This is a genomic window from Salinicola salarius (assembly GCF_002179555.1).
GTDB classification, from domain to species: Bacteria; Pseudomonadota; Gammaproteobacteria; order Pseudomonadales; family Halomonadaceae; genus Salinicola; species Salinicola salarius_A.
Window position 1 is genome coordinate 153731 of record NZ_NHOU01000006.1, and the last position, 23971, is coordinate 177701.

General features: G+C 59.9%; 24 protein-coding genes. 17 read left to right on the forward strand and 7 right to left on the reverse strand.

Features of this window, described 5'->3' with window-relative positions:
• Positions 1 to 51: 51 nt before the first annotated feature.
• Both CCD76_RS07100 and CCD76_RS07105 read left to right on the forward strand, forming a co-directional pair.
• Complete coding sequence (locus CCD76_RS07100; protein ID WP_087718833.1) at positions 52 to 1875, forward strand: SurA N-terminal domain-containing protein; 1824 nt, start codon at positions 52 to 54, stop codon at positions 1873 to 1875.
• A 120-nt stretch (positions 1876 to 1995) separates the two neighbouring features.
• Positions 1996 to 3000, forward strand: a complete 1005-nt coding sequence (locus tag CCD76_RS07105) for an NADP-dependent oxidoreductase (protein WP_087718834.1) — start codon at positions 1996 to 1998, stop codon at positions 2998 to 3000.
• Positions 3001 to 3030: 30 nt separating this feature from the next.
• On the opposite strand, the gene CCD76_RS07110 is transcribed toward CCD76_RS07105, so the two are convergent.
• The 7 genes from CCD76_RS07110 to CCD76_RS07140 form a co-directional block, all read right to left on the reverse strand.
• Positions 3031 to 3282, reverse strand: coding sequence for a YkgJ family cysteine cluster protein (locus CCD76_RS07110; RefSeq protein WP_087718835.1), 252 nt, complete (start codon positions 3280 to 3282; stop codon positions 3031 to 3033).
• Between the two features lie 15 nt (positions 3283 to 3297).
• The gene (locus CCD76_RS07115; protein ID WP_087718836.1) at positions 3298 to 4152 is read right to left on the reverse strand and encodes a 6-carboxytetrahydropterin synthase; all 855 of its coding nucleotides are present in this window, start codon (positions 4150 to 4152) and stop codon (positions 3298 to 3300) included.
• The gene (queE, locus tag CCD76_RS07120; RefSeq protein ID WP_087718837.1) at positions 4152 to 4805 is read right to left on the reverse strand and encodes a 7-carboxy-7-deazaguanine synthase; all 654 of its coding nucleotides are present in this window, start codon (positions 4803 to 4805) and stop codon (positions 4152 to 4154) included. The genes CCD76_RS07115 and queE overlap by 1 nt, the downstream gene beginning before the upstream one ends.
• Before the next feature lie 126 nt (positions 4806 to 4931).
• Positions 4932 to 5621, reverse strand: coding sequence for a 7-cyano-7-deazaguanine synthase QueC (gene queC, locus CCD76_RS07125; protein WP_087718838.1), 690 nt, complete (start codon positions 5619 to 5621; stop codon positions 4932 to 4934).
• 69 nt (positions 5622 to 5690) lie between these two features.
• Positions 5691 to 6749, reverse strand: a complete 1059-nt coding sequence (locus CCD76_RS07130) for an asparaginase (RefSeq protein ID WP_087718839.1) — start codon at positions 6747 to 6749, stop codon at positions 5691 to 5693.
• A gap of 6 nt (positions 6750 to 6755) precedes the next feature.
• The gene (locus tag CCD76_RS07135; RefSeq protein WP_087718840.1) at positions 6756 to 7379 is read right to left on the reverse strand and encodes a CBS domain-containing protein; all 624 of its coding nucleotides are present in this window, start codon (positions 7377 to 7379) and stop codon (positions 6756 to 6758) included.
• Positions 7380 to 7450: 71 nt separating this feature from the next.
• A complete protein-coding gene (locus CCD76_RS07140; protein ID WP_087718841.1) occupies positions 7451 to 7951 on the reverse strand; it encodes a hypothetical protein in 501 nt (166 codons plus the stop codon).
• Between the two features lie 236 nt (positions 7952 to 8187).
• On the opposite strand from CCD76_RS07140, the gene fliD reads away from it, so the two are divergent.
• The 15 genes from fliD to CCD76_RS07220 all read left to right on the forward strand — a co-directional run bounded on the left by fliD (position 8188) and on the right by CCD76_RS07220 (position 23955).
• Positions 8188 to 9525, forward strand: a complete 1338-nt coding sequence (gene fliD, locus CCD76_RS07145) for a flagellar filament capping protein FliD (protein WP_087718842.1) — start codon at positions 8188 to 8190, stop codon at positions 9523 to 9525.
• Positions 9526 to 9552: 27 nt separating this feature from the next.
• Positions 9553 to 9963 carry a flagellar export chaperone FliS gene (gene fliS / locus CCD76_RS07150; protein ID WP_087718843.1) on the forward strand — a complete coding sequence of 137 codons (411 nt, stop codon included), beginning with the start codon at positions 9553 to 9555 and terminating at the stop codon, positions 9961 to 9963.
• 4 nt (positions 9964 to 9967) lie between these two features.
• Positions 9968 to 10348 carry a flagellar protein FliT gene (gene fliT / locus CCD76_RS07155; RefSeq protein ID WP_087718844.1) on the forward strand — a complete coding sequence of 127 codons (381 nt, stop codon included), beginning with the start codon at positions 9968 to 9970 and terminating at the stop codon, positions 10346 to 10348.
• A 764-nt stretch (positions 10349 to 11112) separates the two neighbouring features.
• On the forward strand, positions 11113 to 11574 hold the full coding sequence (locus CCD76_RS07165) for a flagellar hook-length control protein FliK (protein WP_087718846.1): 462 nt from the start codon (positions 11113 to 11115) through the stop codon (positions 11572 to 11574).
• The gene (locus CCD76_RS07170; protein WP_087718847.1) at positions 11567 to 11872 is read left to right on the forward strand and encodes an EscU/YscU/HrcU family type III secretion system export apparatus switch protein; all 306 of its coding nucleotides are present in this window, start codon (positions 11567 to 11569) and stop codon (positions 11870 to 11872) included. The genes CCD76_RS07165 and CCD76_RS07170 overlap by 8 nt, the downstream gene beginning before the upstream one ends.
• 314 nt (positions 11873 to 12186) lie before the next feature.
• A complete protein-coding gene (gene flhD, locus CCD76_RS07175) occupies positions 12187 to 12519 on the forward strand; it encodes a flagellar transcriptional regulator FlhD (RefSeq protein ID WP_087718848.1) in 333 nt (110 codons plus the stop codon).
• A 3-nt stretch (positions 12520 to 12522) separates the two neighbouring features.
• Positions 12523 to 13113, forward strand: coding sequence for a flagellar transcriptional regulator FlhC (flhC, locus tag CCD76_RS07180; RefSeq protein WP_087718849.1), 591 nt, complete (start codon positions 12523 to 12525; stop codon positions 13111 to 13113).
• Positions 13114 to 13320: 207 nt separating this feature from the next.
• Positions 13321 to 14208 (forward strand): flagellar motor stator protein MotA, encoded by an 888-nt coding sequence (gene motA, locus CCD76_RS07185; protein ID WP_087718850.1) that lies wholly within the window; start codon positions 13321 to 13323, stop codon positions 14206 to 14208.
• On the forward strand, positions 14205 to 15119 hold the full coding sequence (gene motB / locus CCD76_RS07190; RefSeq protein ID WP_087718851.1) for a flagellar motor protein MotB: 915 nt from the start codon (positions 14205 to 14207) through the stop codon (positions 15117 to 15119). Before motA ends, motB begins: the two co-directional genes overlap by 4 nt.
• 49 nt (positions 15120 to 15168) lie before the next feature.
• Positions 15169 to 17319, forward strand: a complete 2151-nt coding sequence (cheA, locus tag CCD76_RS07195) for a chemotaxis protein CheA (RefSeq protein WP_087718852.1) — start codon at positions 15169 to 15171, stop codon at positions 17317 to 17319.
• Positions 17316 to 17816: a chemotaxis protein CheW gene (locus tag CCD76_RS07200; protein ID WP_087718853.1), complete on the forward strand. Its 501-nt coding sequence runs from the start codon at positions 17316 to 17318 to the stop codon at positions 17814 to 17816. Before cheA ends, CCD76_RS07200 begins: the two co-directional genes overlap by 4 nt.
• Positions 17817 to 18024: 208 nt before the next feature.
• Positions 18025 to 19659 carry a methyl-accepting chemotaxis protein gene (locus CCD76_RS07205; RefSeq protein ID WP_087718854.1) on the forward strand — a complete coding sequence of 545 codons (1635 nt, stop codon included), beginning with the start codon at positions 18025 to 18027 and terminating at the stop codon, positions 19657 to 19659.
• A gap of 134 nt (positions 19660 to 19793) precedes the next feature.
• Positions 19794 to 21968 (forward strand): methyl-accepting chemotaxis protein, encoded by a 2175-nt coding sequence (locus CCD76_RS20580; RefSeq protein WP_087718855.1) that lies wholly within the window; start codon positions 19794 to 19796, stop codon positions 21966 to 21968.
• 14 nt (positions 21969 to 21982) lie between these two features.
• On the forward strand, positions 21983 to 22879 hold the full coding sequence (locus CCD76_RS07215; RefSeq protein ID WP_087718856.1) for a CheR family methyltransferase: 897 nt from the start codon (positions 21983 to 21985) through the stop codon (positions 22877 to 22879).
• A gap of 11 nt (positions 22880 to 22890) precedes the next feature.
• On the forward strand, positions 22891 to 23955 hold the full coding sequence (locus CCD76_RS07220) for a protein-glutamate methylesterase/protein-glutamine glutaminase (protein ID WP_087718857.1): 1065 nt from the start codon (positions 22891 to 22893) through the stop codon (positions 23953 to 23955).
• The last annotated feature ends 16 nt before the right edge of the window (positions 23956 to 23971 follow it).

Here is a 23971-nt window from a genome sequence, read left to right on the forward strand (position 1 = left end):
CGGTGTACGATACGCGCGCGACACATTGGGTAATCGACATGCGAGGACAGCATGCTGCAACGAATTCGTGAGGGTTCCCAAGGTTGGGCGGCAAAAGTCGTCGTGGGGGCTATCATCGTGACTTTTGCGCTTTTCGGCGCGGAATCCCTGGTCAGCTACTTCTCGGCGGGCAGTAACGATGCGGCAACCGTCAATGGTGAATCCATCAGTCGTCAGGCGGTCGAGACGCAAGTGCAGCGGGGTATTCGCTCCGGGCAGGTGCCGCCCGAGCAGGAGCGGCAGTTTCGCGGACAGGTACTCGACCAACTGATCCGCCAGCGAACGCTGGATCAATATGCCGACGAGGGCGGTCTGCATATCTCCGACAGTCAGTTGGACCAGCTCATCGTCTCGCTGCCTGAGTTCCAGGATCAGGATGGCCGCTTCTCCGAAGAGCTATTTACCAATCGACTGGCGCAGGCCGGCTATACGCCCGCTTCCTTCCGCCGTGAACTGCGCGCGGACACGCTGCGTCGGCAGGTTCAGCAGGGGCTTGCGGCATCAGCTTTCCTGTTGCCGTCGGAAAAGGCGCGACTGGCATCGTTGCAGCAGCAGCAGCGAACATTTCGCTACGCGCAGTTGAGCCCCGCCGATCTCGACCAGCCCGTTGCTCCGAGCGATGCCGACCTCCAGCAGTACTATGACCAGCATCAGGAAGATTTTCGGCGCCCGGAGCAGGTCAAGGTCAACTATCTGGTATTGAACCAGGAGGACGTGGCCAAGGATGTCGAGGTTACCGACGAGCAGCTGCGCCAGGTCTATGAACAGGCCAAGGCCGCGGCCCCGCGTGAGGTTTCCCATATTCTGGTGACGTTCGGCGACGACCGGACCGAACAGGAAGCCCGCGACCGCATTGCCGAAGTGCAGCAGCAACTCGAGCAGGGAACGGATTTCGCCGCGCTGGCGCGTGAGTATTCCGATGATTCCTCGTCTGCTGGCGATGGGGGCGATCTTGGCGCGATCCAGAAAGGGTTCTTTGGCGATAGCTTCGACGACGCCGCGTTCTCGCTCGATCCGGGACAGGTATCCCAGATCGTGCAGACTCAGTACGGTCTTCATCTCATCAAGGTGACGGGGGTCGACATTCCCTCTTTCGAGGAGGATCGCGAGACGCTTGCCCAGCAGGTAAAGCTCGAGCAATCCGAGTCGCTGTTCAACGAGCGGGTGCAGAAGCTGACCGACGATGCGTATCAGGCAGACGATCTCGAGTCGGTCGCAGAAGAAATGGGGCTGACGGTTCAGACCAGCGACTGGTTTTCTCAGGATGCCGGTGGTGAAGACGTGCTCTCCAACCCTGATGCCGCCGCTGCTGCGTTTTCCTCGGATGTGCTCGAGGATGGCTATAACAGTGATGTCATCGAGACGGATGACCAGCAACGTGTCGTGCTGCGGGTCGTGGACCATCGTGAGGCAAGCACGCTACCGCTCGACGAGGTTCGTGACCAGGTCCTGGCGGCAGTCAAGATCGAGCAGACTCGGCAGCAGTTGCAGGCCCGAGCGGAAGAGGTGTTGGTGGCGCTACGCAACGGGGATGATGTACCGGGGCTCGACTGGCAACAGGCCGATAGCGTGACTCGCGATGCCGATAGCGTACCGGCGCCGATTCTGCAGGAAGCTTTCCGCCTTTCCCGCCCGCAGGCGGGTGCGGTTACCTGGGGGCAGACCGAAAGTCAGAGTGGCGTTGCCATTGTCGGCGTCGAGGCGGTCACTGCAGGTGACGCCAGTTCAGACGATGCGGATTTCGTGACGCGCCTGGCGCAGCGGCTGCAAGCCCAGATCGCCATTCAGGGCTTGAATCAGACGCTGGAGGAAGAAGCCGACGTCGAGCGTCACTGACGTATCGAGCCAGGGCGGAGCGTTAGTCTGGGTTCACCGAACCTTCACTGCGACCTTGCCCGACTTTGGATGCCCTCCTAGGCTGAACGGCATATCTACCGTTGGCCAGGAGGGTTTTTCATGACCGTCACCCGATACTTCGCACTGCTCGAGATCCCGCAAGGGTTGCCGCAGCCGAATCAATTTGCCATCAGAGAAGAGGCGTTGTCGGATCTGGCACCTAACGAAGTGCGCATCCGCAACCGCTGGCTGTCGGTCGATCCCTACATGCGCGGCCGGATGAGTGGCATCACGACCTATGTCGAGCCCTACGCGCTTGGCGAGCCGATGTCTGGTGGCGCTGTGGGCGAAGTCATTGCTTCTCGTCACCCGCACTTTCAACAGGGCGACCGTGTTCGGCATATGGCCGGTTGGCGGGATGTGGCTCAATTGCCAGGTGACGAGGTCGAGCCGCTGCCTAAGTTCGACGTGTCGGAACAGGCTTACCTCGGCGTGCTGGGAATGCCGGGCATGACGGCCTGGACCGGGCTCAACCTCATTGCCGAGCTACAGCCACGGCAGCGCGTCCTCGTGAGCGCGGCTTCGGGCGCCGTGGGCTCGTTGGCCGTGCAGCTAGCCAAGGCGGCGGATTGCCATGTCGTCGGCGTCGCTGGCAGTCCGGCCAAGTGCGAGTGGCTGGAATCGATGGGCGTCAAGGCAGTCAACTACCGGAACAAGGATGTCGAGGCGCTGACACAGGCACTCCACGAAGCTTCCCCCGAAGGATATGACATCTACTACGAAAACGTGGGTGGCCCTCTGCTGGAGGCGGCGCTCGCCAATCTTCGCGATCATGCTCGCATTGCGATCTGCGGGATGATCGACCGTTACAACGCGACAGGGCCGTCGGGTGGTCCCGGCAATCTCAACCAGTTGCTGTTTCGCAAGGCGCGCATGGAAGGGTTCATCGTCGGCGAACACTGGAGTCACTATCAGACGTTCCTGGAGCAGGTGGCCCCGGAGGTCGAGCGGGAGGCGATCCGTTACCGCGAAACTGTCATCGAGGGGCTGGAGCAGATGCCTGACGCCTTCCTGAAGCTTTTCTCGGGAGAGAACGAGGGCAAGATGCTGGTCCGCCTTCCCTGAACCCGGAAGCCTCGATGATGGGGAGGGCGCCTACTGAGTGGCGCGCTCCCATTCCCCCAGAATTCTGAGTGCCTGCTCGCGGTCATCGCTGCACAGCTGCCTGTCGTACTCGAAGTGATGGCAGACAGCCGGGCGCCGAGAATCTCCGAACAGTCGGCACAGGTTGTTTTCGTCCAGCTGTACGCAGCGCTCCCCGGCGGGTTTGCCGTTGGGCATGCCGGGGATGGGCGAGGTGATCGAGGGCGCGATGCAACACGCGCCGCAGCCGATCCGACAACTCATTGTGTTTCGGTCTCCTTAACCTGCCGTAGCCGTACCACGGCTCTCGGCGAGAGCGCCTTTGTCGATCCCTTCGAATGCCTGCACCCGAATATGCGCGCCGGTGGATTGCGCAATCTGATGGGCCAGCCAGGCCGCGATATTTTCGACGGTCGTGGGCGCTGGCAAGATGTGACAGCGCTCTTTCGGCAACTGGAGCTGAAACTGCCCCTGTCCGGAGCGGTAGCGAACGCGCATGACGTCATCGTTGCGGCGAGGGTCGACGATATCGGCATCGTCGACGAGATAACCATTGTCCAGACGTTGCGCCCAAAACGCTTCCAACTCCGGGTCGCGTTGCCCGTCGCGCCAGATTCTCAGGTGCGAACGGTGGCCATGGGCGATGCGCTGGCAGTTCCCCTTGTGGTGCTTGAGGCCATGGCTGTAGCTATAGATCGCGCCATCGGCCAATTCCTCGCGCAGTCGAATGCGGATCGCCTCGACGCGAGGTGGTGGCCTCTTGCTGAGTTCGTTACTGAGATGCGCTCCCAGTCGCTCCGCAGTGATCTCCCCCCAGGGGAACAGCGTGAAGCCTTGGCGCGGAGCGCGCACCTCGAAGGGGAAGGGGAGTTCCGCCGCCATGTGCAGCCCTTCGCTGCACTCCTCGATCCTGACGCCCGCCGCCTGGGTTGGCACGAGCAAGGTGTGGTCCAGGCCGGCGTCGAGACGTGACTTGATCCAGGGTTTGACCTCGCCGAAATCGAACAGCATGCCGTCTTCCCCCAGTTCGCCGTCGAGCTCGACATCGACGTGCCAGCTGGCGCCGCTCAGGCCGCGTTGAGGTGACCAGATCGAGGCGTCGATATTGGTCAGGTTGTTCACGAACAGGGTCATCAATCGATTCCTGCAATCTTGTGGGTCTGCAGCGACAGTCGCCATTGAGGATGGCGCATGCAGTACTCGACCGTCGCCTCCATCGGGCTGCCATCGGTAACGATGGCGCCTGGCGCGAGATCCATCGGCTGCAGAAAGAAATGGGTGAAATTCAGTCCAGCGAACGTTTCGGGGTCGACGCCGGCCTGGGGATAGACCAGCTTGAGCTCGTTGCCCCGGGTCTGGCGCAATGCCGTGTCGCCTTTCGGGCTGACGCAGATCCAGTCGATGCCGTCGGGTGCCTGAATCGTGCCATTGGTCTCGACGGCGATCTCGAACCCTCTGGCATGCATGGCAGCGATCAGCGCCGGGTCCAGTTGCAGCAGAGGTTCGCCACCGGTGAAGACCACATAACGCGTGAAGTCGCCTCGAGCAGGCGTCGGCCAGAGTTGTTCGAGATGTGAAGCCAGGCCGTCGGCATCGTTGAATTGGCCGCCATTCTGGCCATCGGTGCCGACGAAGTCGGTATCACAGAAAGTGCACTGGCTGGCGGCACGGTCCCGTTCCCGACCCGACCAGAGGTTGCAACCGGCAAAACGGCAGAAAACACTGGCGCGACCGGCTTGGGCGCCTTCCCCCTGCAGGGTGTAGAAGGCTTCTTTGACGCTATACATGCAAGTTTCCGTTCTGGGCTGTCAGACTCGACGCACTGGATGTCGACGACATTCTACGCGTTACCTTTGGCGCCAGGTCCTGCCTGGCATCAGGTCTCGTCGCGAGATTGTCGTGAGATTCGGATATCAGCGTTTGGCATAGGGCAGTGGGTCCGTCTTTCCCATGCTGGCAAACGCAGCGAGCCGCTCTCGACAGCTGCCGCATTCGCCGCAAGCGGTGGCTTCGCCCAGGTAGCAGGTCCAGGTCTGAGCGTAATCCAGACCCATTTCGAGCCCGTCGGCAAGAATCTGGGCTTTATCGCTATGCAGATACGGCGCTTCGATCCTGACGGCCTCGAAGTTGGCGATGGCAGCGACATCGTTCATGCGCTCGACGAATGCCGGGCGACAGTCGGGATAGAGAACGTGATCGCCGCCATGCGCGCCGTAGAAACAGATCGGTGCGCCGATATTGACCGCGTGGCCGATCGCCAGCGACAACAGAATCATGTTGCGGTTGGGAACTACGGTATCTGCCAGGTTGTCCTCGGCGTAGTCCGCCTTCGGCATGGCTCGATCGCTGTCGGTCAGTGCCGAATTGCCGATCAGTTGGTGAATGGCGCGAATATCGACGACCCGGTGCGAGACGCCCAAGTCGGTGCATACCTGGCGAGCGACATCGAGCTCGCGAGCATGACGCTGACCGTAGTGAAACGATAGCGCATGGACGTCGTGGCCCTCGCGCAGCGCTCTATGCAAGACCGTATAGGAGTCCATGCCGCCGGAATAGATCACGACGGCCGGTCTGGACGTAGTCTGGGAAGTCGAGGATGTCATGCTGTCAACCTATAACAAGCAAGCTGTCTGGAACTTGAAGTGATGGAGGGCGGCCGACGCGGCGTACGATCACGTCGCGAAGGCGCCTCTTTCGCCGACCAGGGGGGTTAGAAAGCGTTGTCTCAGCGTCTCTTGTGACGATCCCTGGGCGAGCAGATGAATGAGCTTGCAGTGGGCTGCTTCCGGCGTCATGTCATCGCCGGACAGAATGCCGATTTCCTCGAGTATTCGACCAGCGGCGTAGGTGCCGAGATGGACGCCGCCGAAGGGACATTGGCTGATGGCGACCAGCACCTTGCCTTCCGCGCTGGCGCGGGCCAGAACACCGAGTAGTGCTTCGTCTTCCGGCAGATTGCCGCTGCCCCAGCACTCGATCACGACGCCACGTATGCGGTCGTCATCCAACCATCGGTCCACGTCCTGAGCACGAATGCCCGGCCACAAGGTCAGGCGAACGACCACCGGCGTCGGGCCGGTGGCCAGTTCGAAACGAGGAGCACCCTGAATGCCACTGCAGCGTGCAGCGTAAATGACCGGGGCGTGATCCACTATTTCGCCCAATAGCGGCCAATTGGGGCTTTCGAAGCCCTGAGCGTCCTGAGTGTACCATTTTCGTGTCCGGCACCCTCGCATCAGGCGATTTGCGAAACTCACGCAGACTTCTCGCAAGTCGGTTTGTGTCGCGAACATCAACGAGGCTTCCAGATTGTCGAGTGCGTCGCTGCCCTCGATACCCAGTGGCTTCTGCGAACCCGTGACGATGACCGGTTTGGACAAGCCCTGAAGCTGAAATGCCAGACTGGACGCACACCAGGCGAGAGTATCGGTGCCGTGAAGCACCACGAACCCGGCATAATCCTGATATCGCTCGGTGATCAGCAGTGCCAGCGCAGCCCAGTCGGCTGGCGTGGCACTGCTGGAGTCGATCGGGCGTGGTGTTTCCCAGACTGCATACCGGGGCAGCTTGCCCTGTCGGTCGGGCGGCAGCGTCGACAGCGCTGCCGCCATGCGGGAACCGAAGTTACCGGCGGCCACCAGGCCGCGGTCGCTGTCGCGCATGCCGATGGTGCCGCCGGTGTAAATCACCAGAATAGGGAGAGGGGCTTGGTCGTTAGCTGTGAGGCACATGGCTGTCTAGAGATCGTGACCCAGGAGGACCTGACAGATCGACGAGAAGGTACGTGCTTCCGGCGGGTGGTTCAGGTCGACGCCCAATGCTCGGCTGATATTGGAGGCCGAGATGATGCCGCGAATCCTGCCGCCGCCGCTGCCGTCCGGCTCGGTAATCAACACGTGCTGATCGCCCGAAGACTTCAGCGTTTCGACCAGATCGCCGACGCTGGCGTGGGAGATCTTGGCATACGAGAGCGAGTGGAGCTCGCTGCGCGGGGTCTGGATCATCTCCGCGGTGACTTCGTCCCGGCCGATCTGATGTTTCTGCATCGCCAATGTGATGCGGCGTCCGCCAATCAGTTCGCGGGCATTGACCACGCCGGTGAAATTGCCACTGGCATTGACCAGCATCAGCAGGCGTACGCCGGCCTGCTTCATCGTCTCCAGCGCTTGCGCAATAGAGCTCCCGGTAGACAGGGTATACGGATGACTGACGCTGAAATCAGTGACCAGCATGGTAGCGGAACTTTCCAGCGTCACGGACTGCGTCTGGGCTACCGGCTGTACAATGCCGCTGACACCGTCCAGATTTTCCAGGGCCAATGCCGAAAAATGGATCTTTGAAGGGTGAATTGTGTTGGCCATCGAGAAATCTCCAGGCAAGCCAAAATGTTGAAATCGAGATTTGAAGATCAAGTCCGAATCTTGATGAAGCGTTACAGATACTGACGTAGATCGCCGCGTACGCTGTCCAGGAAGGTGATGAAGCGGGTATCGCGCTCATCGTCCTGGCGATCGGTGCGACAGCCCAGTGTCATGCTCTTCTGGACCAGAAGCTCGTCGTAAATATCCAGCGTGACCTTCTTCGGGCTCTCTGCGGACGGGGTGATGTCACCCTCTTCCAGGGTAAAGGTTTCGAAAAGCGTGGCACGGATGCGGGTCGTTCCCCCTTCTGCCAGTACGCGACGCACGAACAACCAGCCCTCGCAGGCGAGGTTGTCGCCGTTGTCACGTTGGCGCTGGAACAGGGTGCGGTAACTGGCGCCTTCCTTGGCGGCGCGGTCCGCCATGCTGCGATAGGCCTCGGTAACACGGGACGCCATCGCACCGGTATCCGCCAGCTTGCGCAGCGCCGCCTGATGTTCGCGCCCCAGTTGTTCCTGGCGCTGAAAACGCTGCCACAGGCGATAATTGGCATGTAAGGAGTTGGCGTCCATGTGTTCTCCGGATAGTGACGAATATGTCGGTGGCCTATGATCGCCCATCCGGCGGCTATCTGACCACCCGAGGTTCTCCTTTCCCCGCACTGGCGGAGCGAAAAAAAGAAAATCAGTCAGCGCTAAAGTTTCCGAGTCGGCAGCCGATCAGGAGAATAACGTATTAAAATGCGCCTAATCGGCGCCTGCTGTCTTGATCGGCGTGTTACAAATTGCGCCAGGCAAAGAGAGGTTATATGGCTTCCATATCGTCACTAGGTATCGGTTCCGGACTGGATCTGAGCGGCTTGCTCGATGACCTGGAAAGCGCGGAGCAGGAAAAGCTCACGCCGATCGTCTCGCAGCAGCAGAGTTACAAGACCAAGCTGTCGGCCTTCGGTACGCTCGAAAGCTCGTTGACCGCGTTGCGCGACGCGGCAACCAAGTTGAGCGATCCCGAGACGTTCACTGCAGTCACCAGCTCCATGACCGGCGATGCGGTGACAGCCAGTACCACCGGGGATGCGGTTGCTGGGCGTTATCAGGTCGAAGTCTCCCAGTTGGCTCAGGCCGAGTCGATGGCTTCAAAGGCCTTCGACAGCAAGTCCGATGACCTGGGTATCAGCGGCACCCTGACGTTATCCGTGGGGGATGGTGCCTCTGTCGACATCGATTACGCCGAAGGTGATTCGCTGGAAGACATCCGCGATGCCATCAATGCGGCCGACGCCGGCGCGACGGCAGCCATCGTCAACGATGGCAATGGCTATCGCCTGACGCTGACGTCCGACGCAACCGGTACCGATTCCACAATGTCGTTATCTGGCGATACGGCTGCCTTCGGCGATACGGCTACCCCCGGGTTCTCGACTACCGTCGACGCGCAGGATGCCAAGCTCACGGTCAATGGCATCTCGATCACCAGCCAATCGAATACCGTCGAGGAAGCTCTGCAGGGCGTCACGTTCAACCTGACCTCGACCACGGAAAGCGCAGAGACGCTTACCGTGTCCAAGGACACGGAATCGATGACCGAGGCCGTTGAGGCCTTCGTCAAGGCTTACAATAGCTTCCAGAGCACTGCCGACAATCTGACCTCCTACGATTCCGAGTCGGATACCGCAGGGACACTGCTGGGCAACTCGACCATGCGCAGTATCGAGTCCCGATTGCGCAGCGTTCTCAGCTATAGCGATAGCGAGGGTGCGTTCTCGATGCTGTCGGATCTCGGGATCGAGCGGCAGTTGGACGGCACGCTGGAAATCGACGACGACAAGCTCAGCGACGCCATTACGAACGACAGTGATGCCGTCAGCCAGTTCTTCTCTGGTGCCGATGGCGAGAGTGGTCTGGTCGCCAGTATCGACGACACCATGGGGTCGATCCTCGACGACGGCGGCTTGCTGCAGACTGCCACCGACGGTATCGATACCACGCTCAGCAGTCTGGATGATCGATATACCCGGATGCAAGAGTCCATCGATGCCACGGTCGCCCGTTACCGAACGCAATTTGCCAGCCTGGATTCGCTGGTGTCACAGATGAACTCGACCAGTGATTATCTGACACAGCAGTTCGATGCCCTCAGCGCGTAAACCAATCAGTGATAGAGCGATAAAATGATGAATATCAGGCGTGGTGCCGGTGCATATGCCAGGGTCGGGGTCGAGTCGGCGGTCATGTCCGCCGATCCCCACCAACTGATCGTCATGCTCTTCGATGGGGCGCAAGCAGCCATCAATAGCGCCCGACTGCATATGGAAGATGGCAATCGTGCGGCCAAGGGGGCAGCTATCTCCAAGGCGATAGACATCGTCAATAATGGTCTGGCGGCAGCGCTGGACCATGAGCGCGGTGGGGATATCGCTGCCAACCTCGGGCAGCTTTACGATTACATTGCACGACTGCTGTTGCAGGCCAATTTGCGTGACGATATCGCCAAGTTGGACCAGGCGGCGTCACTGCTCGACGATATCGGTTCCGGCTGGCGCGAGCTTCGGCATTCGTCGGCCGAGTTGGCTGGAGGAGCATGATCACATGACATCAGGCTCGCCGGTGATTGAGCAATATCGTCAGTTGCTCGAAGTGTCGACCCAGATGCTGGGCCTGGCACGTGAGCAGCAGTGGGAGGCTCTCGTCCAGTGCGAGGCGGGCTACCTGGTGTCTTTGCAGCGTGTGAAGTCTTTGGATCGCGAGCAGTCGTTGAATGGCTCGGAGCGTGAGCAGAAGCGCGATCTGCTCGAGCGGATTCTGGAGCAGGATGCCGAGACTCGTCGCATGCTGGAGTCCCGCCGGGAAGAGCTGAGCCATCTTATCGGCAGCTCGCGGCGGCAGCAGGCGCTGGGGCAGGCGTATCAGGCGGGACGAGGCAGCATTGCTTCGCGCCTGCGCGCGGTGCCAACCGATGAACGGCCGTGAGCGGCATCACGCCGCTAATCGACACCCTGCTGCATCAAGTTCTCGGCAGACGGGTCGATACGCCGGTTGTCAAGGATCAGCCATTGCCGGTTTCAGCGACGGCATCGACGGATGCCATCCAGCCGGCGCGTAGCGACTCGAGATTGCATCAGCAGGGCGGGGAAAGAGTTGCCGCCATGCCCTCTGGCGCAGGGCGTGAAGGTGTCTCTCAGCTACCAGTAGCCCCTGGGCTGGCGAAAGTCCCCTCGGCGCAGTTGCACTTGAGCCATACCGCGACCGAGATTGCCGATATCCTCTCGCGCTTTCCTGCGACTCAATCCCCCTCGATTCGGCCATTATTGGCGCTCATGGCTCATCCGATAGAGAAGCCCGACATGCTGGCGGCGTCGCTTTCACAGAGCGTGCGGGAAAGCGGCGTTTTCTATGAGTCGCATCTGTTGCGCTGGATGTCCGGTCAATACCCTCGTGCATCATTGATGCGTGAGCCCCAGGCCTGGCTGAGTCTGACCTTTCGACCGTTCACGCCAACGTCTTTGCTGACAAGTTACGGCTTCCCCTTTGCCGCAAAAGATGGTCGAGCAGCGCCTCGGCCCGGCGCTTCGTCCGGGACGATGACCGGGGGGAATTCGAGCACCCAGTCCGCCTCGTCATCGAGCGTGGGCCGTGGGGGCGATGTTCTCGCAGCTTCCATGGTTTCCGACCGAAGCTTGCCGTCTGCCGCGCGGAGCGGTACTGCCGGGGAGTGGGCGTCCTCGGGGAAGGGCATGGCGGAGGATCCATCGTCGCTTTCGATGACGCGCGCCCACCAGTTATCGCAGTCCTCATCGGATGCGCTGCAAGCACTGGTTCGGCAGCAGCTGGAACTGATCGCGGCACCCAATCTGCGCTGGGAAGGGCAGCTTTGGCCTGGCGTGCCCATGACGATGATACTGACCGAGCTTCCGCGCGAGAACGTTCATGACGATGCTGGCGACTCCCCCGATCGATCCGAGCAAGAGGAGGGTGCCAGCGACTGGCGCGCCGAAGTTCAGGTTCGTCTGCCATCTCTGGGCGTTATCGATATCATCTTTGTGACGCGTCGCAATGCCGCGCTGCAGGTAGAGGTCAAGCCTGCCGAGGAGACAACCCGGGTTCAGCTCCGTCAGGAGTTGATACCCATGCGCGAACGGTTGGCGTCACTGGGAATGAGCGTGGAGCTGATAGTAGGAGAATCGGAGTATGAGTGACGACGATAGCGTGTCCGATTCCCGGCGTCGTGCGGTCGCTCTGGCTTATAGCGGTGAACGCACGGATGCGCCACGGGTGGTTGCCAAAGGCTACGGGAATCTGGCGGATCGTATTATCGAACTTGCCGATCAGGAAGGCGTTTTCGTCCATGAATCCCCCGAGCTGGTCGCTCTCCTGATGCAAGTCGACCTGGACGCCCGTATCCCGGAGTCGCTCTATCAAGTGATAGCAGAGTTGCTGGTGTGGATCGGGCAGGTCGACCGCTCGATAGTATCCAGAATAGACGAAAAGCGTTGATTTCTGGCTGCAAGGTTCAACGCTGAAGTATCCTAGTGTATCACTTCGCTTCAAAGCCTTGTGTAACGTACATGTTCTTACATGTAGTGTGATTTTGATATTGTCCAATAATAACAATAGTTTATATAAATAAATGTTCTGCGATGCGAGATCAATCCGTTACTTCGATACAAATTTGGTTACGGAGCTTGATTTTTTTCATCAAAAAGTCGCAAACTAGCTCCATCATAAAGAGCTGATGTGGCCGATGGCTGCAGGCAGATGAAGCATCCGGTCAACGGGTGCCAATAAGACGATACGCAGGGAATCCAAGCATGCACTCGAATAGCCTTCTGGATGACATCCAGGATCTCAATCTTTCCTATCTTCTGCTGGTTCAGCGCCTGCTGAACGAAGATCGCGAGACGGCCATGTTTCGACTGGATCTGAGTGCTGATCTGGCGGATATCATTGGCAGGCTGTCGATCAAGCAGTTGACCCAGCTGTCGCGTAGCAACCAGCTGCTTTGCAACTTGCGCTTCACTGACGCGGATCAGTTGAATCTGCTGATTCATAACCCGCGCGCGCAGGGGCTTGAGCAAACTCACGCCTCACTGTTGATGGCTGGCGCGAGCCATGCCCGGTCTTCTGTTCAGCAGAGGAACTGAGTCATGGCGGATAAAAGTCTCGTTGCAGAAATGCTTCAGGTACAGCTGGCAATTGAATTGATCGAGCTGGGTGCTCGCTTGCAGGTTCTCGAGACGGAGACCGATCTGAGTCGCGGCCGTCTGATCAAGCTGTACAAGGAAGTCAAGGGAATGTCGCCGCCCAAGGGGATGTTGCCGTTTTCGGCTGACTGGTTCATCACCTGGCTACCGAATATCCATTCTTCGCTGTTCTACAATATCTATCGCCGTCTCAATGAGGAGTTGGGGTGCGAGCGGATGCCGGCATTCGTCAAGGCCTATCGACTTTATCTCGAGCAGGTCGAACTCGATGGCGTGGAGCCGACTCTGGGCCTGACACGTGCCTGGACGCTGGTTCGTTTCTTCGAGAGCGACCTGCTGCAGTTGTCCCGGTGCAAGAGTTGCCACGGTGACTTCGTGGCCCACGCGCACAGCCCCATGCACGATTATGTCTGCGGTATCTGTCAGCCGCCGTCCCGTGCAGGCAAGACACGCAAGGCCAAAGAAGTGGCCAAATCGGCAGGGCGTACCTTCATTCCCGTGGAGTTGCCGCTGGCTCGACGCTTGGCGGTCTAGTTCGGAAATGTCTTCAAAAGGCGGGCCATCATGGCCCGCCTTTTTTGTTTGCGTGTTTTTTATTCCTGGCATGAGCATGATGTCGATGGATTTGTCGCACTGTTGTCGACGAATCACGCTTTTCTGATATTTCTACCCTCAAGAGCAGCGGTCCCGCTGCCGATACAGTTATCAGGTTCGCCACGCACTGTATTCGGGAGCATTTCCGTGCTGATTCTACTGGGCTACATCATCGTTTTGGGTAGTGTGTTCGGTGGCTACGTCGCCATCGGCGGGCACCTTGGTGCCTTGGTGCAGCCTGCCGAGTTCGTCATGATCATCGGTGCTGCACTTGGGGCTTTCGTGTGTGCCAACAATGGCAAGGCGATCAAGGCGACGCTGCGTACGTTCTCGAAGCTCAAGCGCACCAAGCGCTACAACAAGACGATGTACATGGAGCTGATGGCGCTTCAGTACCGGCTTCTGACCAAGGCGCGTCGCGATGGCATGTTGGCGATAGAACGGGATATCGATGCGCCGCAGGACAGCGCTATCTTCGCGGATTATCCCAAGATCCTCTCTGACCCCATGATCATGGCGTTCTTGACCGATTATCTGCGTCTGATGGTCAGCGGTAACATGGATCCGTTCGAAATCGATGCGCTGATGGAACACGAGATCGAGACCTTCCAACATGAGGCAGAACTGCCGGCCCATTCACTCTCTGCCGTTGGAGACGGCCTGCCGGCCTTCGGGATCGTTGCTGCGGTCATGGGTGTCGTCCATGCGCTAGGGTCCGCCGACCAAGGCGCCGCCGTAATGGGACAAATGATCGCCCAGGCGCTCGTGGGAACCTTCGCCGGCATTCTGCTGGCTTACGGCTTCGTAACGCCGGTGGCGCACCATATCAATCTTCAGGTGGGCGAAGCGACCAAGATGCTGCAGTGCATCCGGGTGACGCTGATGGCCAGTCTCAACGGTCTGGCGCCTCAGTTGGCGGTCGAGTTTGGCCGTAAGGCGCTATTTACCGCCGTACGCCCCTCGTTTGGTGAGCTGGAAGAGCACGTGAGATCCAGCGGCCAGACGCTCAAGGGAACAGGGACGGATGGCGCATGAGTGGTGGAGGGGATCGTCGACCGATTATCGTCAAGCGCAAGCGGGTTCAAAGCGCCGGACATCACGGCGGATCGTGGAAGATTGCCTACGCCGATTTCATGACGGCGTTGATGGCCCTGTTCCTGGTGCTGTGGATATTGTCCACCGTCAACGATCACGAACTCGAAAGTATCGCCGAATACTTCCGTACCCCGTTGGCCGTCGCCTTGACGGGTGGGGACAAAACGACAGCGAGCACCAGTGCTATCCCGGGTGGCGGTAAAGACCCGACCAAGACCGAGGGTGAAGTGCGCCGTGTGAGCCCTCATGAGCAGACACGCCCGAGCGATGAGCAGCGTAACTTGCGCTTCCTGCGCGATCGCTTGGAACGCGTAATTCAGAATGACCCGCAGCTTCGCGAGCTACGCTCGCAGCTGCGTATGGATTTCTCGCCGGAAGGGCTGCGAGTGCAGATCGTGGACAGCGACAAGCGTCCGATGTTCGAACTCGGTAGTGATCGGCTGGAACCTTACATGCAGAAGATACTCCAGCGGATCGCGCCGGTGCTCAACGAAATGCCCAACCCGATCAGTATTAGTGGTCACACCGATAACCTCCCTTATGCCGGGGGGGAGAAGGGATACAGCAATTGGGAACTCTCCGCCGATCGTGCCAATGCCTCGAGACGTGAACTGGTGGCCGCCGGTCTTTCTTCCGACAAGTTGTTGAGAGTGGCGGGTATGGGGTCGCGCGTCACACTCCCGAATACTCGCCCCAGCGACGACGTCAATCGGCGTATCAGCATCGTGGTGCTGGACAACCGGGCGGCCAAGGCAATCGAACAGCAGGAACAAGCGCCGCTTTCCGATAGCGTACCGGCGCCCGCCGAGGGGAGTGGAGTGACGGCGACCGGGCAGGATTCAGCGGACTGACGCAAACGCGTTCACGCCCTTATTTGCGGGGCTTCTATGGCAGGTGCTCATGGATATTTCAGATTTTTACGAGACTTTCTTTGAAGAAGCCGAAGAGCTGCTGGCGGATATGGAGCGCCTGCTGCTGGATCTCGATGTCGACGATCCGGATGTCGAGGATCTCAACGCGATCTTTCGCGCGGCACACTCCATCAAGGGCGGCGCAGGTACTTTCGGATTCACCGTCCTGCAGGAGACGACCCACCTGCTTGAGAACTTGCTGGACCATACTCGGCGTGGCGAACTCAGTCTGCGGCGCGATATCGTCGACACGTTTCTGGAAACCAAAGATATGCTTCATGACCAATTGGATGCCTACCGTAATGGCGGCGAACCCGATGCCGAGGCGTTCGAACGGATTTCGCGTGTCCTGCAGCAGATAGCGCTGGATGAGTTGGGTCAGCAGAAGGCGGTAACCAAGGCAACAGCGGCACCGGCCGCCGAACCGGCTCCAGCGCCGACGCCAGAGGTCGAGGCACCTCGGCAGCCTGCCGATGACCAGGCGACTCGAGATGGCGCGGAGAACGCAAAGCGACGGCTCTCGATCGCGTTGGTAGGGGTCAGCGACAAGGATCGTGCCCTGCTGGTCGAAGAGTTGCAGCATTTCGGCACGATCGTTTCGCAGTCGGGGGATGCGCAGCGCTACCAGGTGTCTCTGGACAGTGCCGAATCCCAGGACGATATCGAAGCCGTTCTCTGCTTCATCATCGAGCCGGAGCAGCTGTCGATCGAAGTTGACGGCAGCGCCTCCCCTGGCGCTGGTACGGAGACCCCGGAGGCGCCAGCAGAGCGCGAGCCAGCCGAGCAAGCGCCAGCGCCGGTAAGCGAACCGGCAGCACCAGCGATTCCCGAACAGACCACCAGCCCTGAGCCAGCCAAGAGCCAAGCCGCTCCGGCTCGTGCTGCCGGAAAGTCTGGCGGCAAGAGTGCCAAGGGTAGCGAGTCCAGCACGATCCGGGTGCCGGTCGATAAAGTGGACCAGATCATCAATCTGGTCGGCGAGCTGATCATCACCCAGTCGATGCTCGAACAGACGGCCAGCGATCTGGATATCGTCTCCCACGGGCCTTTGGTCAACGGGATGAACCTGCTGCAGCGCAACGCCCGGGACTTGCAGGAATCGGTGATGTCGATCCGCATGATGCCGATGGACTACGTTTTCAGTCGCTTTCCGCGCCTGGTTCGGGATCTGGCTGCCAAGCTGGACAAGGATGTCGAACTGGTGACGGAAGGCAAATCCACCGAGCTCGACAAGAGTCTGATCGAACGCATCATCGACCCGTTGACCCACCTGGTGCGCAACAGCCTGGATCACGGGCTGGAATCGCGGGAGAAGCGGGTAGCCGCCGGCAAGTCGCAGACCGGGCGTCTTACCCTTTCTGCCCAGCATCAAGGCGGCAACATCCTGATCGAAGTGATCGACGATGGTGCCGGACTCAACCGCGACAAGATTCTGGCCAAGGCCAAATCCAGTGGCATCGCCGTTACTGACACCATGAGCGACGATGACGTCTGGCAATTGATCTTCGCACCAGGTTTCTCGACTGCCGAACAGGTCAGCGATGTCTCTGGGCGTGGCGTCGGTATGGACGTCGTGAAGCGCAACATCCAGGAGATGGGCGGGCACGTCGAGATCCTCAGCAAGCCCGGCGAGGGGACGACGACGCGGATCGTGCTGCCGCTGACGCTGGCGATTCTGGACGGCATGTCCATTCGCTGCGGCCGGGAGACGTTCCTGCTGCCGCTCAATGCGGTGCTCGAATCGCTACAGCCTCAAGCCGAGGATGTCTACTCGATGGCGGGCGACGATCAGCTTCTCAAGGTCCGCGACGAGTATCTGCCGATCATCGCGTTACACCATGCCTTGGATGTGGCCGGCGCCAAGACCGAATTGACCGAGGCCATTGCGGTCATCGTCCAGGGCGAGGGCCGCCGCTATGCCTTGCTGGTCGACGACCTGATCGGCCAGCAGCAGGTCGTGGTCAAGAACCTTGAAACCAACTATCGCAAAGTGCCGGGGATTTCCGCCGCTACCATTCTCGGCGACGGTAGCGTTGCGCTGATTCTCGATATTGCCGATCTCCATCGCCTCGATCGTCGCAAATCGCAACAGCGTCACGAGGCGAAACGCCAACACTTACATGAGGTAGCGCGAGTATGAGTCCGCAAGCGAACATGGATGCCCACATCGCTGACGCAGCGAGCAGCGAATATCTGGTCTTCTCTCTGGGCGATGAGGAGTATGCCGTGGATATCCTCAAGGTGCAGGAGATCCGCGGTTACGAGAATGTCACCCGGATTGCCAACGTGCCCGAGTTCATCAAGGGGGTGACCAACCTGCGTGGCGTCATCGTTCCCATTATCGATCTGCGACTGAAGTTCCATCTCGACAAGGTCGAATACGGCGGGCAGACGGTCGTGATCGTGGTCAATGTCGACGATCGTATCGTCGGCATTGTCGTGGATGGCGTCTCGGATGTGATGAGTCTGTCACCGGATCAGATCAAGCCGGCGCCGGAGTTCGGTGTCACGCTATCGTCGGATTATCTCAGCGGAATCGGCAGCCTGGAGGACCGCATGCTGGTATTGGTCGATATCGAAAAGCTGCTGACCCACGAAGAAATGCAGCTGGTCGAGCGTACGGCAGAAAGCGTCTGACTGCCGCCAAGAAAGCTCGTTATCAACCGCGGTCTCGGCTGCGGTTGTATCCAGGGTAAATTCGTCGGTTTTTAGGCTTTGGTCTAATAAAGGTAAAGGTGATCCATCGGCGGGCCGATGAAACCTCTGCCGCGCTGAAAAATCGGCTTCATGGAAGCGAGCGTGGCACCTTTCTAGTGAATATTTCGAGCAATTCGGGTGAGATGCCATGCTGAGTTTTCGCGAATGGACGATGCGGCGGAAGTTATGGACCACGTTAGGGTTGATGTGGGTCGGCTTGATCATGGTAGCGGGCTGGTCGCTCTATTCCATGCGGGAAAATCTGCTGGAGCAGCGAGTCCAGAGCCTGCAGTACTTCATCGGTAGTGCCAAGCAACTGGTCGACAACTACGTCGTTCAGTCGGAACGTGGCGAGTTGAGTGAAGCGGATGCCAAGCAGCAGGCGCGCAATGCCCTTGCCCATCTAGGATTCGGTGCCGACGGCTACATTTTCGTCTTCGATTCCGATCTCGAGATCGTCGAGCATCCTAGGCGCGCGGTGGGAGACAGTATGCGGGATTATCAGGATCCCAACGGTCTCTATCTCTATCGAGACATGCTCGCTGCCGCGCAGCAGCCCGAGGGCGGGCTCGTGACTTACGCCTCTCGTCGCAGCGACGGCGAAACCATGTACGACAAGCTCAGCTATGTGATGCGCGTGCCTCAGTGGGACTGGCAGATCGCCACGGGCGTCTACATCGACGACATCGATGCCATGCTGATCGATGGGGCCGTGGTCTATCTGGCACTCATCGCAGCAATCGGCGGCCTGCTATCTCTCATCGTCGCCTGGATCATCCGCAACGTGCTTGGCCGGCTGGGGGGCGATCCCGGACATGCCCGCAACAGCATCCAGAAGATTGCTGAGGGAGATTTTTCCCAGGCGTTGGTACTCAAGCCGAAAGATACCGACAGCCTGCTGTTCGCGATAGAAAGCATGCGTCAGCGACTCTCGAGAACCTTTGCCGACATCCGCTCCAGCGCTGAATGGGTCAATGTCGGTGCCGGGCAGATCGCGAGCGGCAATCAGGACCTGGCGGTACGCACCGACCAGCAATCTGCGGCCATCGTCGAAACGGCCTCCAGCATGGAGCAACTGACCCAGACGGTTCGCCACAACGCCGATAACGCCGAAGCGGTGACCCGGGCCGCGGCGCAGACGCGTCAGCGTGCGCAGCAGGGTGGCGAGATGATGCGTGACATCGAGACGACGATGGCGCGAATCCAGGATGGCTCACGACAGATGGCGGAAATCGTCGACATGATCGACAACATCGCCTTCCAGACCAACATCCTGGCGTTGAACGCCTCTGTCGAAGCCGCCCGTGCCGGGTCCGCCGGACGGGGTTTCGCCGTGGTCGCCGAGGAAGTGCGCAACCTCGCCAGCCGCAGCGCGGAAGCGTCCAGAGACATTCGCAAGCTGATCACCGGCTCGGGCGAGCAGGTGAACAGCGGCGCCACGTTGATCGAGCAGGCGGGGCGTGCCATGGAAGAGATCGTTTCCTCGGTGACCAGCGTCAGCGGGTTGATGGAAGAGATCGCCAATGCATCGCGTGAACAGCGCAGCGGCATCGAACAGGTCAACCAGGCGATCACCGAGCTCGATCAGGTCACCAGCCAGAATGCCGCTCTGGTACAGCAGACGGCCAACGCCTCGCAGTCGTTGGTGAGCCAGTCGCAAAAGCTCGAATCGACACTGGAACAGTACCGTCTGGCGCCGACCGACGGTACCAGTGAAGCCGGGCTGACCCAGTGGCGCCCCGACACCGAGCGAGCGCGCCTGGGGCATGAGCAGCCGGCCTGAACCGGTAGCGCCCCGGAGGGCTCAAGAGTGTCGGCGGCCGGCCGATAACAATTGGTAATAATAGTGACGTTTGGTCTGCCTCCATTGCCCTCCGGCGAATCGCGAGTGGGCATAACAACACCAGGAATGCTGCGATGCGAAACAATCAGCCTGTGACCGACCAGGAATTCGTGATAAGCGAATCGGATTACCTGATCTCGCGAACCGATCTGAAAGGCAGGATCACCTACGCCAATCCGGCTTTCGTCCGGATCAGCGGCTTCAGCCGCGAAGAGCTGATCGGTGCACCTCATAACATCATTCGTCACCCGGACATGCCGGCGGCGGCTTTCGCCGATCTCTGGAAGACGCTCGAGAGGGGCGAGAACTGGTCGGGGATCATCAAGAACCGGCGCAAGGACGGGTCGCATTACTGGGTCCAGTCGACCGTTACGCCCATCGTCGAAGACGGCAAGGTCGCGGGTTACACCTCGGTGAGGGTCAAGGTCGCCGATAAGCCTCGCCGTCTGGCTGAAAAGTACTATCCGCAATTGCTGGCAGGGCGCAAGCGAGGCATCAAACTCGATCACGGCGAATTGAAGCCGCGAGGAGTGCTCCCGGCGCTTCGGCGCATCAGCCTGCGCTCGCTCAAGGGACGGTTGATTTCAATGATGGTGTTGGCACTGGTCGTGCTGGCGGGCAGTGGTGGGGTTTCGATGTATGCGTTGCATGAAGATGGACAACGGTTGCAGCAGCTGACCACCAACGGGTTGGAGGATCTGGCTCGGCTACAGAAGATCGATCAGTTGATGTCGAAAGGGCGTGATCTGGTTGACAAACCGGTCAGCAATCCGATGGCCGCGGATCTGGCGCCGGTGAATGCGCAGGTCGACGCGCTCATCGCCGAATTGAACCGCACCTGGGACGCCTACTACGAAGGGCGACCTGCCAACCGGACAGAGGCGGCGGAAATCTTTGCGGCCGATCTTCAGACCTATCGCGATGAAGGCCTCAAGGGCGTGATGGCGGCGCTCAACGGCGGGGATTTCTACCAGTCCTACGTAGCCTACAACGACGTGCTGCAGGCCAACAGCGACAAGATCAGCAGTGACCTGAATGCCCTGGTCGAAGCGAAGCGTGCGAGCGGGGCGGAGATGGCAATCAGCGCTGCCGAATCCCAGCGCACCACGATGCTCATCTTTATCTCGTTGCTGGCGGTAGGCGCCGTCCTGCTGATTGCGGTGGGGTGGACGACGATACGCGCGACACTGAAGCCGGTTCGCGAAGCCCTGGAATTTTCACTGCAGATCGCTTCGGGCAATCTGGGTGCCACGTTGAAGCAGCGCGGTGATGATGAGGTCGGGCGTCTGGTCGGCGCACTCAATCGCATGCGCCAGAGTCTGGGCACGATCGTGGGCGACGTCAATTCGAACGTGGCGGTTGTGGTCCCGGCCACGCGGGATATCGCCAGCGGTAACGAAGATCTCTCCTCACGTACCGAACAGCAGGCTGCTTCACTGGCGGAGACCGCAACCAGCATGGAGCAGATGACGGCGACCGTGAAACAGAATGCCGACAATGCTCGCCAAGCCAGTCAGCTGGCAGATGGCGCGACCGACACCGTACGCCGAAGCGGCGAGGTGATGGGGCAGGTCGTTGGCACCATGGATCGTATTACCGATAGCTCGCGCAAGGTCGCCGATATTATCGGCGTGATCGACTCGATCGCGTTCCAGACCAATATCCTGGCACTCAATGCCTCCGTCGAGGCTGCGAGAGCCGGCGAACAGGGGCGTGGCTTTGCCGTGGTAGCCGGCGAAGTGCGCAATCTCGCCAGCCGCAGCGCCGATGCCGCGAAGGAGATTCGCAACCTCATCGATAGTTCGACCCAGGAGGTGGGGCGCGGTGCCGATCTGGTGCGTCAGGCCGAAGGATCGATCGAGGAAGTGATCAGCGCCGTGACGCGCGTCAACGATATCATCAGCGAGATTTCCGCGGCCTCCGAAGAGCAGACCAGCGGGATCCAGCAGATCAGCCAGGCGGTCACGCAGATGGATCAAGTGACCCAGCAGAACGCCGAACGAGTGCAAATCACGGCAACCACTGCCGCCGAGTTGCGAGCCAGCGTCGAACATCTGACCACGTCCATTGCCGTGTTTCGTCTTGCGGGCAGCGGTGACGAGCGCGTGGTTCGACTCGAGAGTCTTGCCTCCGTCACCCATGCTGACGACAGGCAGCATAAAACCAAGCCGGCGAAATCCCTGGCCAAGCAACCAGAGGCCGATCGTCGTGCGGCGACGGATGACAATGAGGAGTGGGAGGCATTTTGAAAACCGAGGCAGCCATGTTCTCGAGCCCCGGATCCCAAGGTGGCAACGGTGACAATGGCACGGGTTTCACGCGAGACCTCGATTTTACCCCGCGCGATTTCGAGCGGGTTCGGGATCTGATCTACCGCCGTGCCGGTATCGTCATGGCGGATAATAAACGAGAAATGGTCTATAGCCGCCTGGCCAAGCGGCTACGCCTGCATGGCATGAATCGTTTCAGCGATTATCTGGACAGACTCGAGCGCCGGTCCGATTCCAAGGAGTGGGAAGCTTTTACCAACGCCTTGACCACGAACCTGACGGCCTTCTTCCGTGAAGCCCATCATTTCCCGGCATTGGCCGAAGAAATACGTCGACGCGGACCCGGTATCAAAATCTGGTGTGCCGGTGCGTCCACCGGAGAAGAGCCTTATTCCCTGGCGATGACGGTGAAGGAAACGCTGGGGCCCGCGGCCTCCCAGGTCAAAATCCTGGCGACGGACATCGATACCGAAGCGCTGAATACCGCGCGCGCCGGTATCTATCCGCTGGAAGTGGTGGAGAAGCTCGGTGAGTCCCGTTGCCGGCAATTCTTCCAGCGCGGTAGCGGGGCTCGCGCCGGCAAAGCGCGAGTGCGCCCCGAACTGGCGGCAATGATCGATTACCGGCCGCTCAATCTGGTCACGGGAACGTGGTCTATCAATGGCCCGTTCGACATCATCTTTTGCCGCAATGTCATGATTTATTTCGATAGAGAGACACAGACGAATATCCTGCGTCGTTTTGCGTCCCAGCTGAAACCGGATGGCTTGCTGTTTGCCGGTCACTCCGAGAATTTCTCCTTCCTGAGTCAGGCTTTTCGATTGAGAGGCCAGACCATTTATACGTTGGCATCGCCATCGGCGCGAACGATGCCGGACGTCTCGCGCTAGGGAGTGAAACGGTGAACCCGAAGATCAAAGTACTTTGTGTCGATGATTCGGCGCTCATTCGCGACTTGATGACCAAGATCATCGATGCCCAGCCGGACATGACCGTGGTTGCCACGGCGCCGGACCCGCTGGTGGCGCGGGACCTGATCAAGAAGCACAACCCCGACGTCCTGACGCTGGATGTCGAAATGCCGCGCATGGACGGGCTGGATTTTCTCGAGCGTCTGATGCGCTTGCGCCCGATGCCGGTGCTGATGGTTTCCTCGCTGACGCAGCGGGGCTCCGAAATCACGCTGAGGGCGCTGGAGTTGGGTGCCGTCGATTTCGTCGCCAAGCCGGAAGTCGGGATCCGGGACGGCATGCTGGAATATGCCGGCATGATCGCCGAGAAGATCCGGGCTGCCGCGCAAGCCCGGCCAAGCCGCCAAGGCGCTCTGGCCAAGCCGGCGGCACCGCGTGAAGTATTGAAGGCCCCGATGCTGTCGAGCGAAAAGATCATCATTATCGGCGCCTCGACGGGGGGGACCGAAGCCATTCGCCAGGTCATCGAGCCGTTGCCGGCGAACAGCCCCGCAGTGTTGATTACGCAGCATATGCCGGGAGGCTTTACGCGCTCCTTCGCTGAACGGCTCGATCGTCTTTGCCGGGTCACCGTCAAGGAGGCCGAAGACCGTGAGCGCGTCCTGCCCGGGCATGTGTATATCGCACCGGGGGACTGGCACATGCGCCTGACTCGCTCGGGAGCGAACTACGTGATCGCGCTCGATGACGGGCCTCCCGTCAATCGCCACCGGCCCTCGGTCGATGTGCTGTTCCAGTCAGCCGCCATCTGTGCTGGCCGTAATGCGCTGGGTGTCATCCTGACCGGGATGGGGCGTGACGGTGCTGCCGGGCTTCTCAAGATGCGCGAGGCCGGCGCCCATACCGTGGCGCAGGGCGAGGCGAGCTGCGTGGTATTCGGCATGCCCAAGGAAGCGATCGCGCTTGGCGGGGCGACTGACGTTATTGCACTGAATGATATTGCGGGACACCTGGTTCAGCAGATGCACTTGGCCGGACGCGCGCAGCGCGTATAAACAGGACGTTTAAAGC

Excerpts from the sequence above, each read along its gene's own strand:
- fliS (WP_087718843.1), top strand. The coding sequence starts at position 9,553 with ATGAATATCAGGCGTGGTGCCGGTGCATATGCCAGGGTCGGGGTCGAG.
- CCD76_RS07215 (WP_087718856.1), top strand. The coding sequence starts at position 21,983 with ATGTTCTCGAGCCCCGGATCCCAAGGTGGCAACGGTGACAATGGCACG.
- CCD76_RS07170 (WP_087718847.1), top strand. The coding sequence starts at position 11,567 with ATGAGTGACGACGATAGCGTGTCCGATTCCCGGCGTCGTGCGGTCGCT.
- CCD76_RS20580 (WP_087718855.1), top strand. The coding sequence starts at position 19,794 with ATGCGAAACAATCAGCCTGTGACCGACCAGGAATTCGTGATAAGCGAA.
- fliT (WP_087718844.1), top strand. The coding sequence starts at position 9,968 with ATGACATCAGGCTCGCCGGTGATTGAGCAATATCGTCAGTTGCTCGAA.
- motB (WP_087718851.1), top strand. The coding sequence starts at position 14,205 with ATGAGTGGTGGAGGGGATCGTCGACCGATTATCGTCAAGCGCAAGCGG.
- CCD76_RS07130 (WP_087718839.1), bottom strand. The coding sequence starts at position 6,749 with ATGTGCCTCACAGCTAACGACCAAGCCCCTCTCCCTATTCTGGTGATT.
- CCD76_RS07100 (WP_087718833.1), top strand. The coding sequence starts at position 52 with ATGCTGCAACGAATTCGTGAGGGTTCCCAAGGTTGGGCGGCAAAAGTC.
- CCD76_RS07140 (WP_087718841.1), bottom strand. The coding sequence starts at position 7,951 with ATGGACGCCAACTCCTTACATGCCAATTATCGCCTGTGGCAGCGTTTT.
- CCD76_RS07200 (WP_087718853.1), top strand. The coding sequence starts at position 17,316 with ATGAGTCCGCAAGCGAACATGGATGCCCACATCGCTGACGCAGCGAGC.
- flhC (WP_087718849.1), top strand. The coding sequence starts at position 12,523 with ATGGCGGATAAAAGTCTCGTTGCAGAAATGCTTCAGGTACAGCTGGCA.
- CCD76_RS07165 (WP_087718846.1), top strand. The coding sequence starts at position 11,113 with ATGGCGGAGGATCCATCGTCGCTTTCGATGACGCGCGCCCACCAGTTA.
- CCD76_RS07110 (WP_087718835.1), bottom strand. The coding sequence starts at position 3,282 with ATGAGTTGTCGGATCGGCTGCGGCGCGTGTTGCATCGCGCCCTCGATC.
- CCD76_RS07135 (WP_087718840.1), bottom strand. The coding sequence starts at position 7,379 with ATGGCCAACACAATTCACCCTTCAAAGATCCATTTTTCGGCATTGGCC.
- CCD76_RS07105 (WP_087718834.1), top strand. The coding sequence starts at position 1,996 with ATGACCGTCACCCGATACTTCGCACTGCTCGAGATCCCGCAAGGGTTG.
- CCD76_RS07115 (WP_087718836.1), bottom strand. The coding sequence starts at position 4,152 with ATGACCCTGTTCGTGAACAACCTGACCAATATCGACGCCTCGATCTGG.
- queC (WP_087718838.1), bottom strand. The coding sequence starts at position 5,621 with ATGACATCCTCGACTTCCCAGACTACGTCCAGACCGGCCGTCGTGATC.
- fliD (WP_087718842.1), top strand. The coding sequence starts at position 8,188 with ATGGCTTCCATATCGTCACTAGGTATCGGTTCCGGACTGGATCTGAGC.
- queE (WP_087718837.1), bottom strand. The coding sequence starts at position 4,805 with ATGTATAGCGTCAAAGAAGCCTTCTACACCCTGCAGGGGGAAGGCGCC.
- CCD76_RS07205 (WP_087718854.1), top strand. The coding sequence starts at position 18,025 with ATGCTGAGTTTTCGCGAATGGACGATGCGGCGGAAGTTATGGACCACG.
- cheA (WP_087718852.1), top strand. The coding sequence starts at position 15,169 with ATGGATATTTCAGATTTTTACGAGACTTTCTTTGAAGAAGCCGAAGAG.
- flhD (WP_087718848.1), top strand. The coding sequence starts at position 12,187 with ATGCACTCGAATAGCCTTCTGGATGACATCCAGGATCTCAATCTTTCC.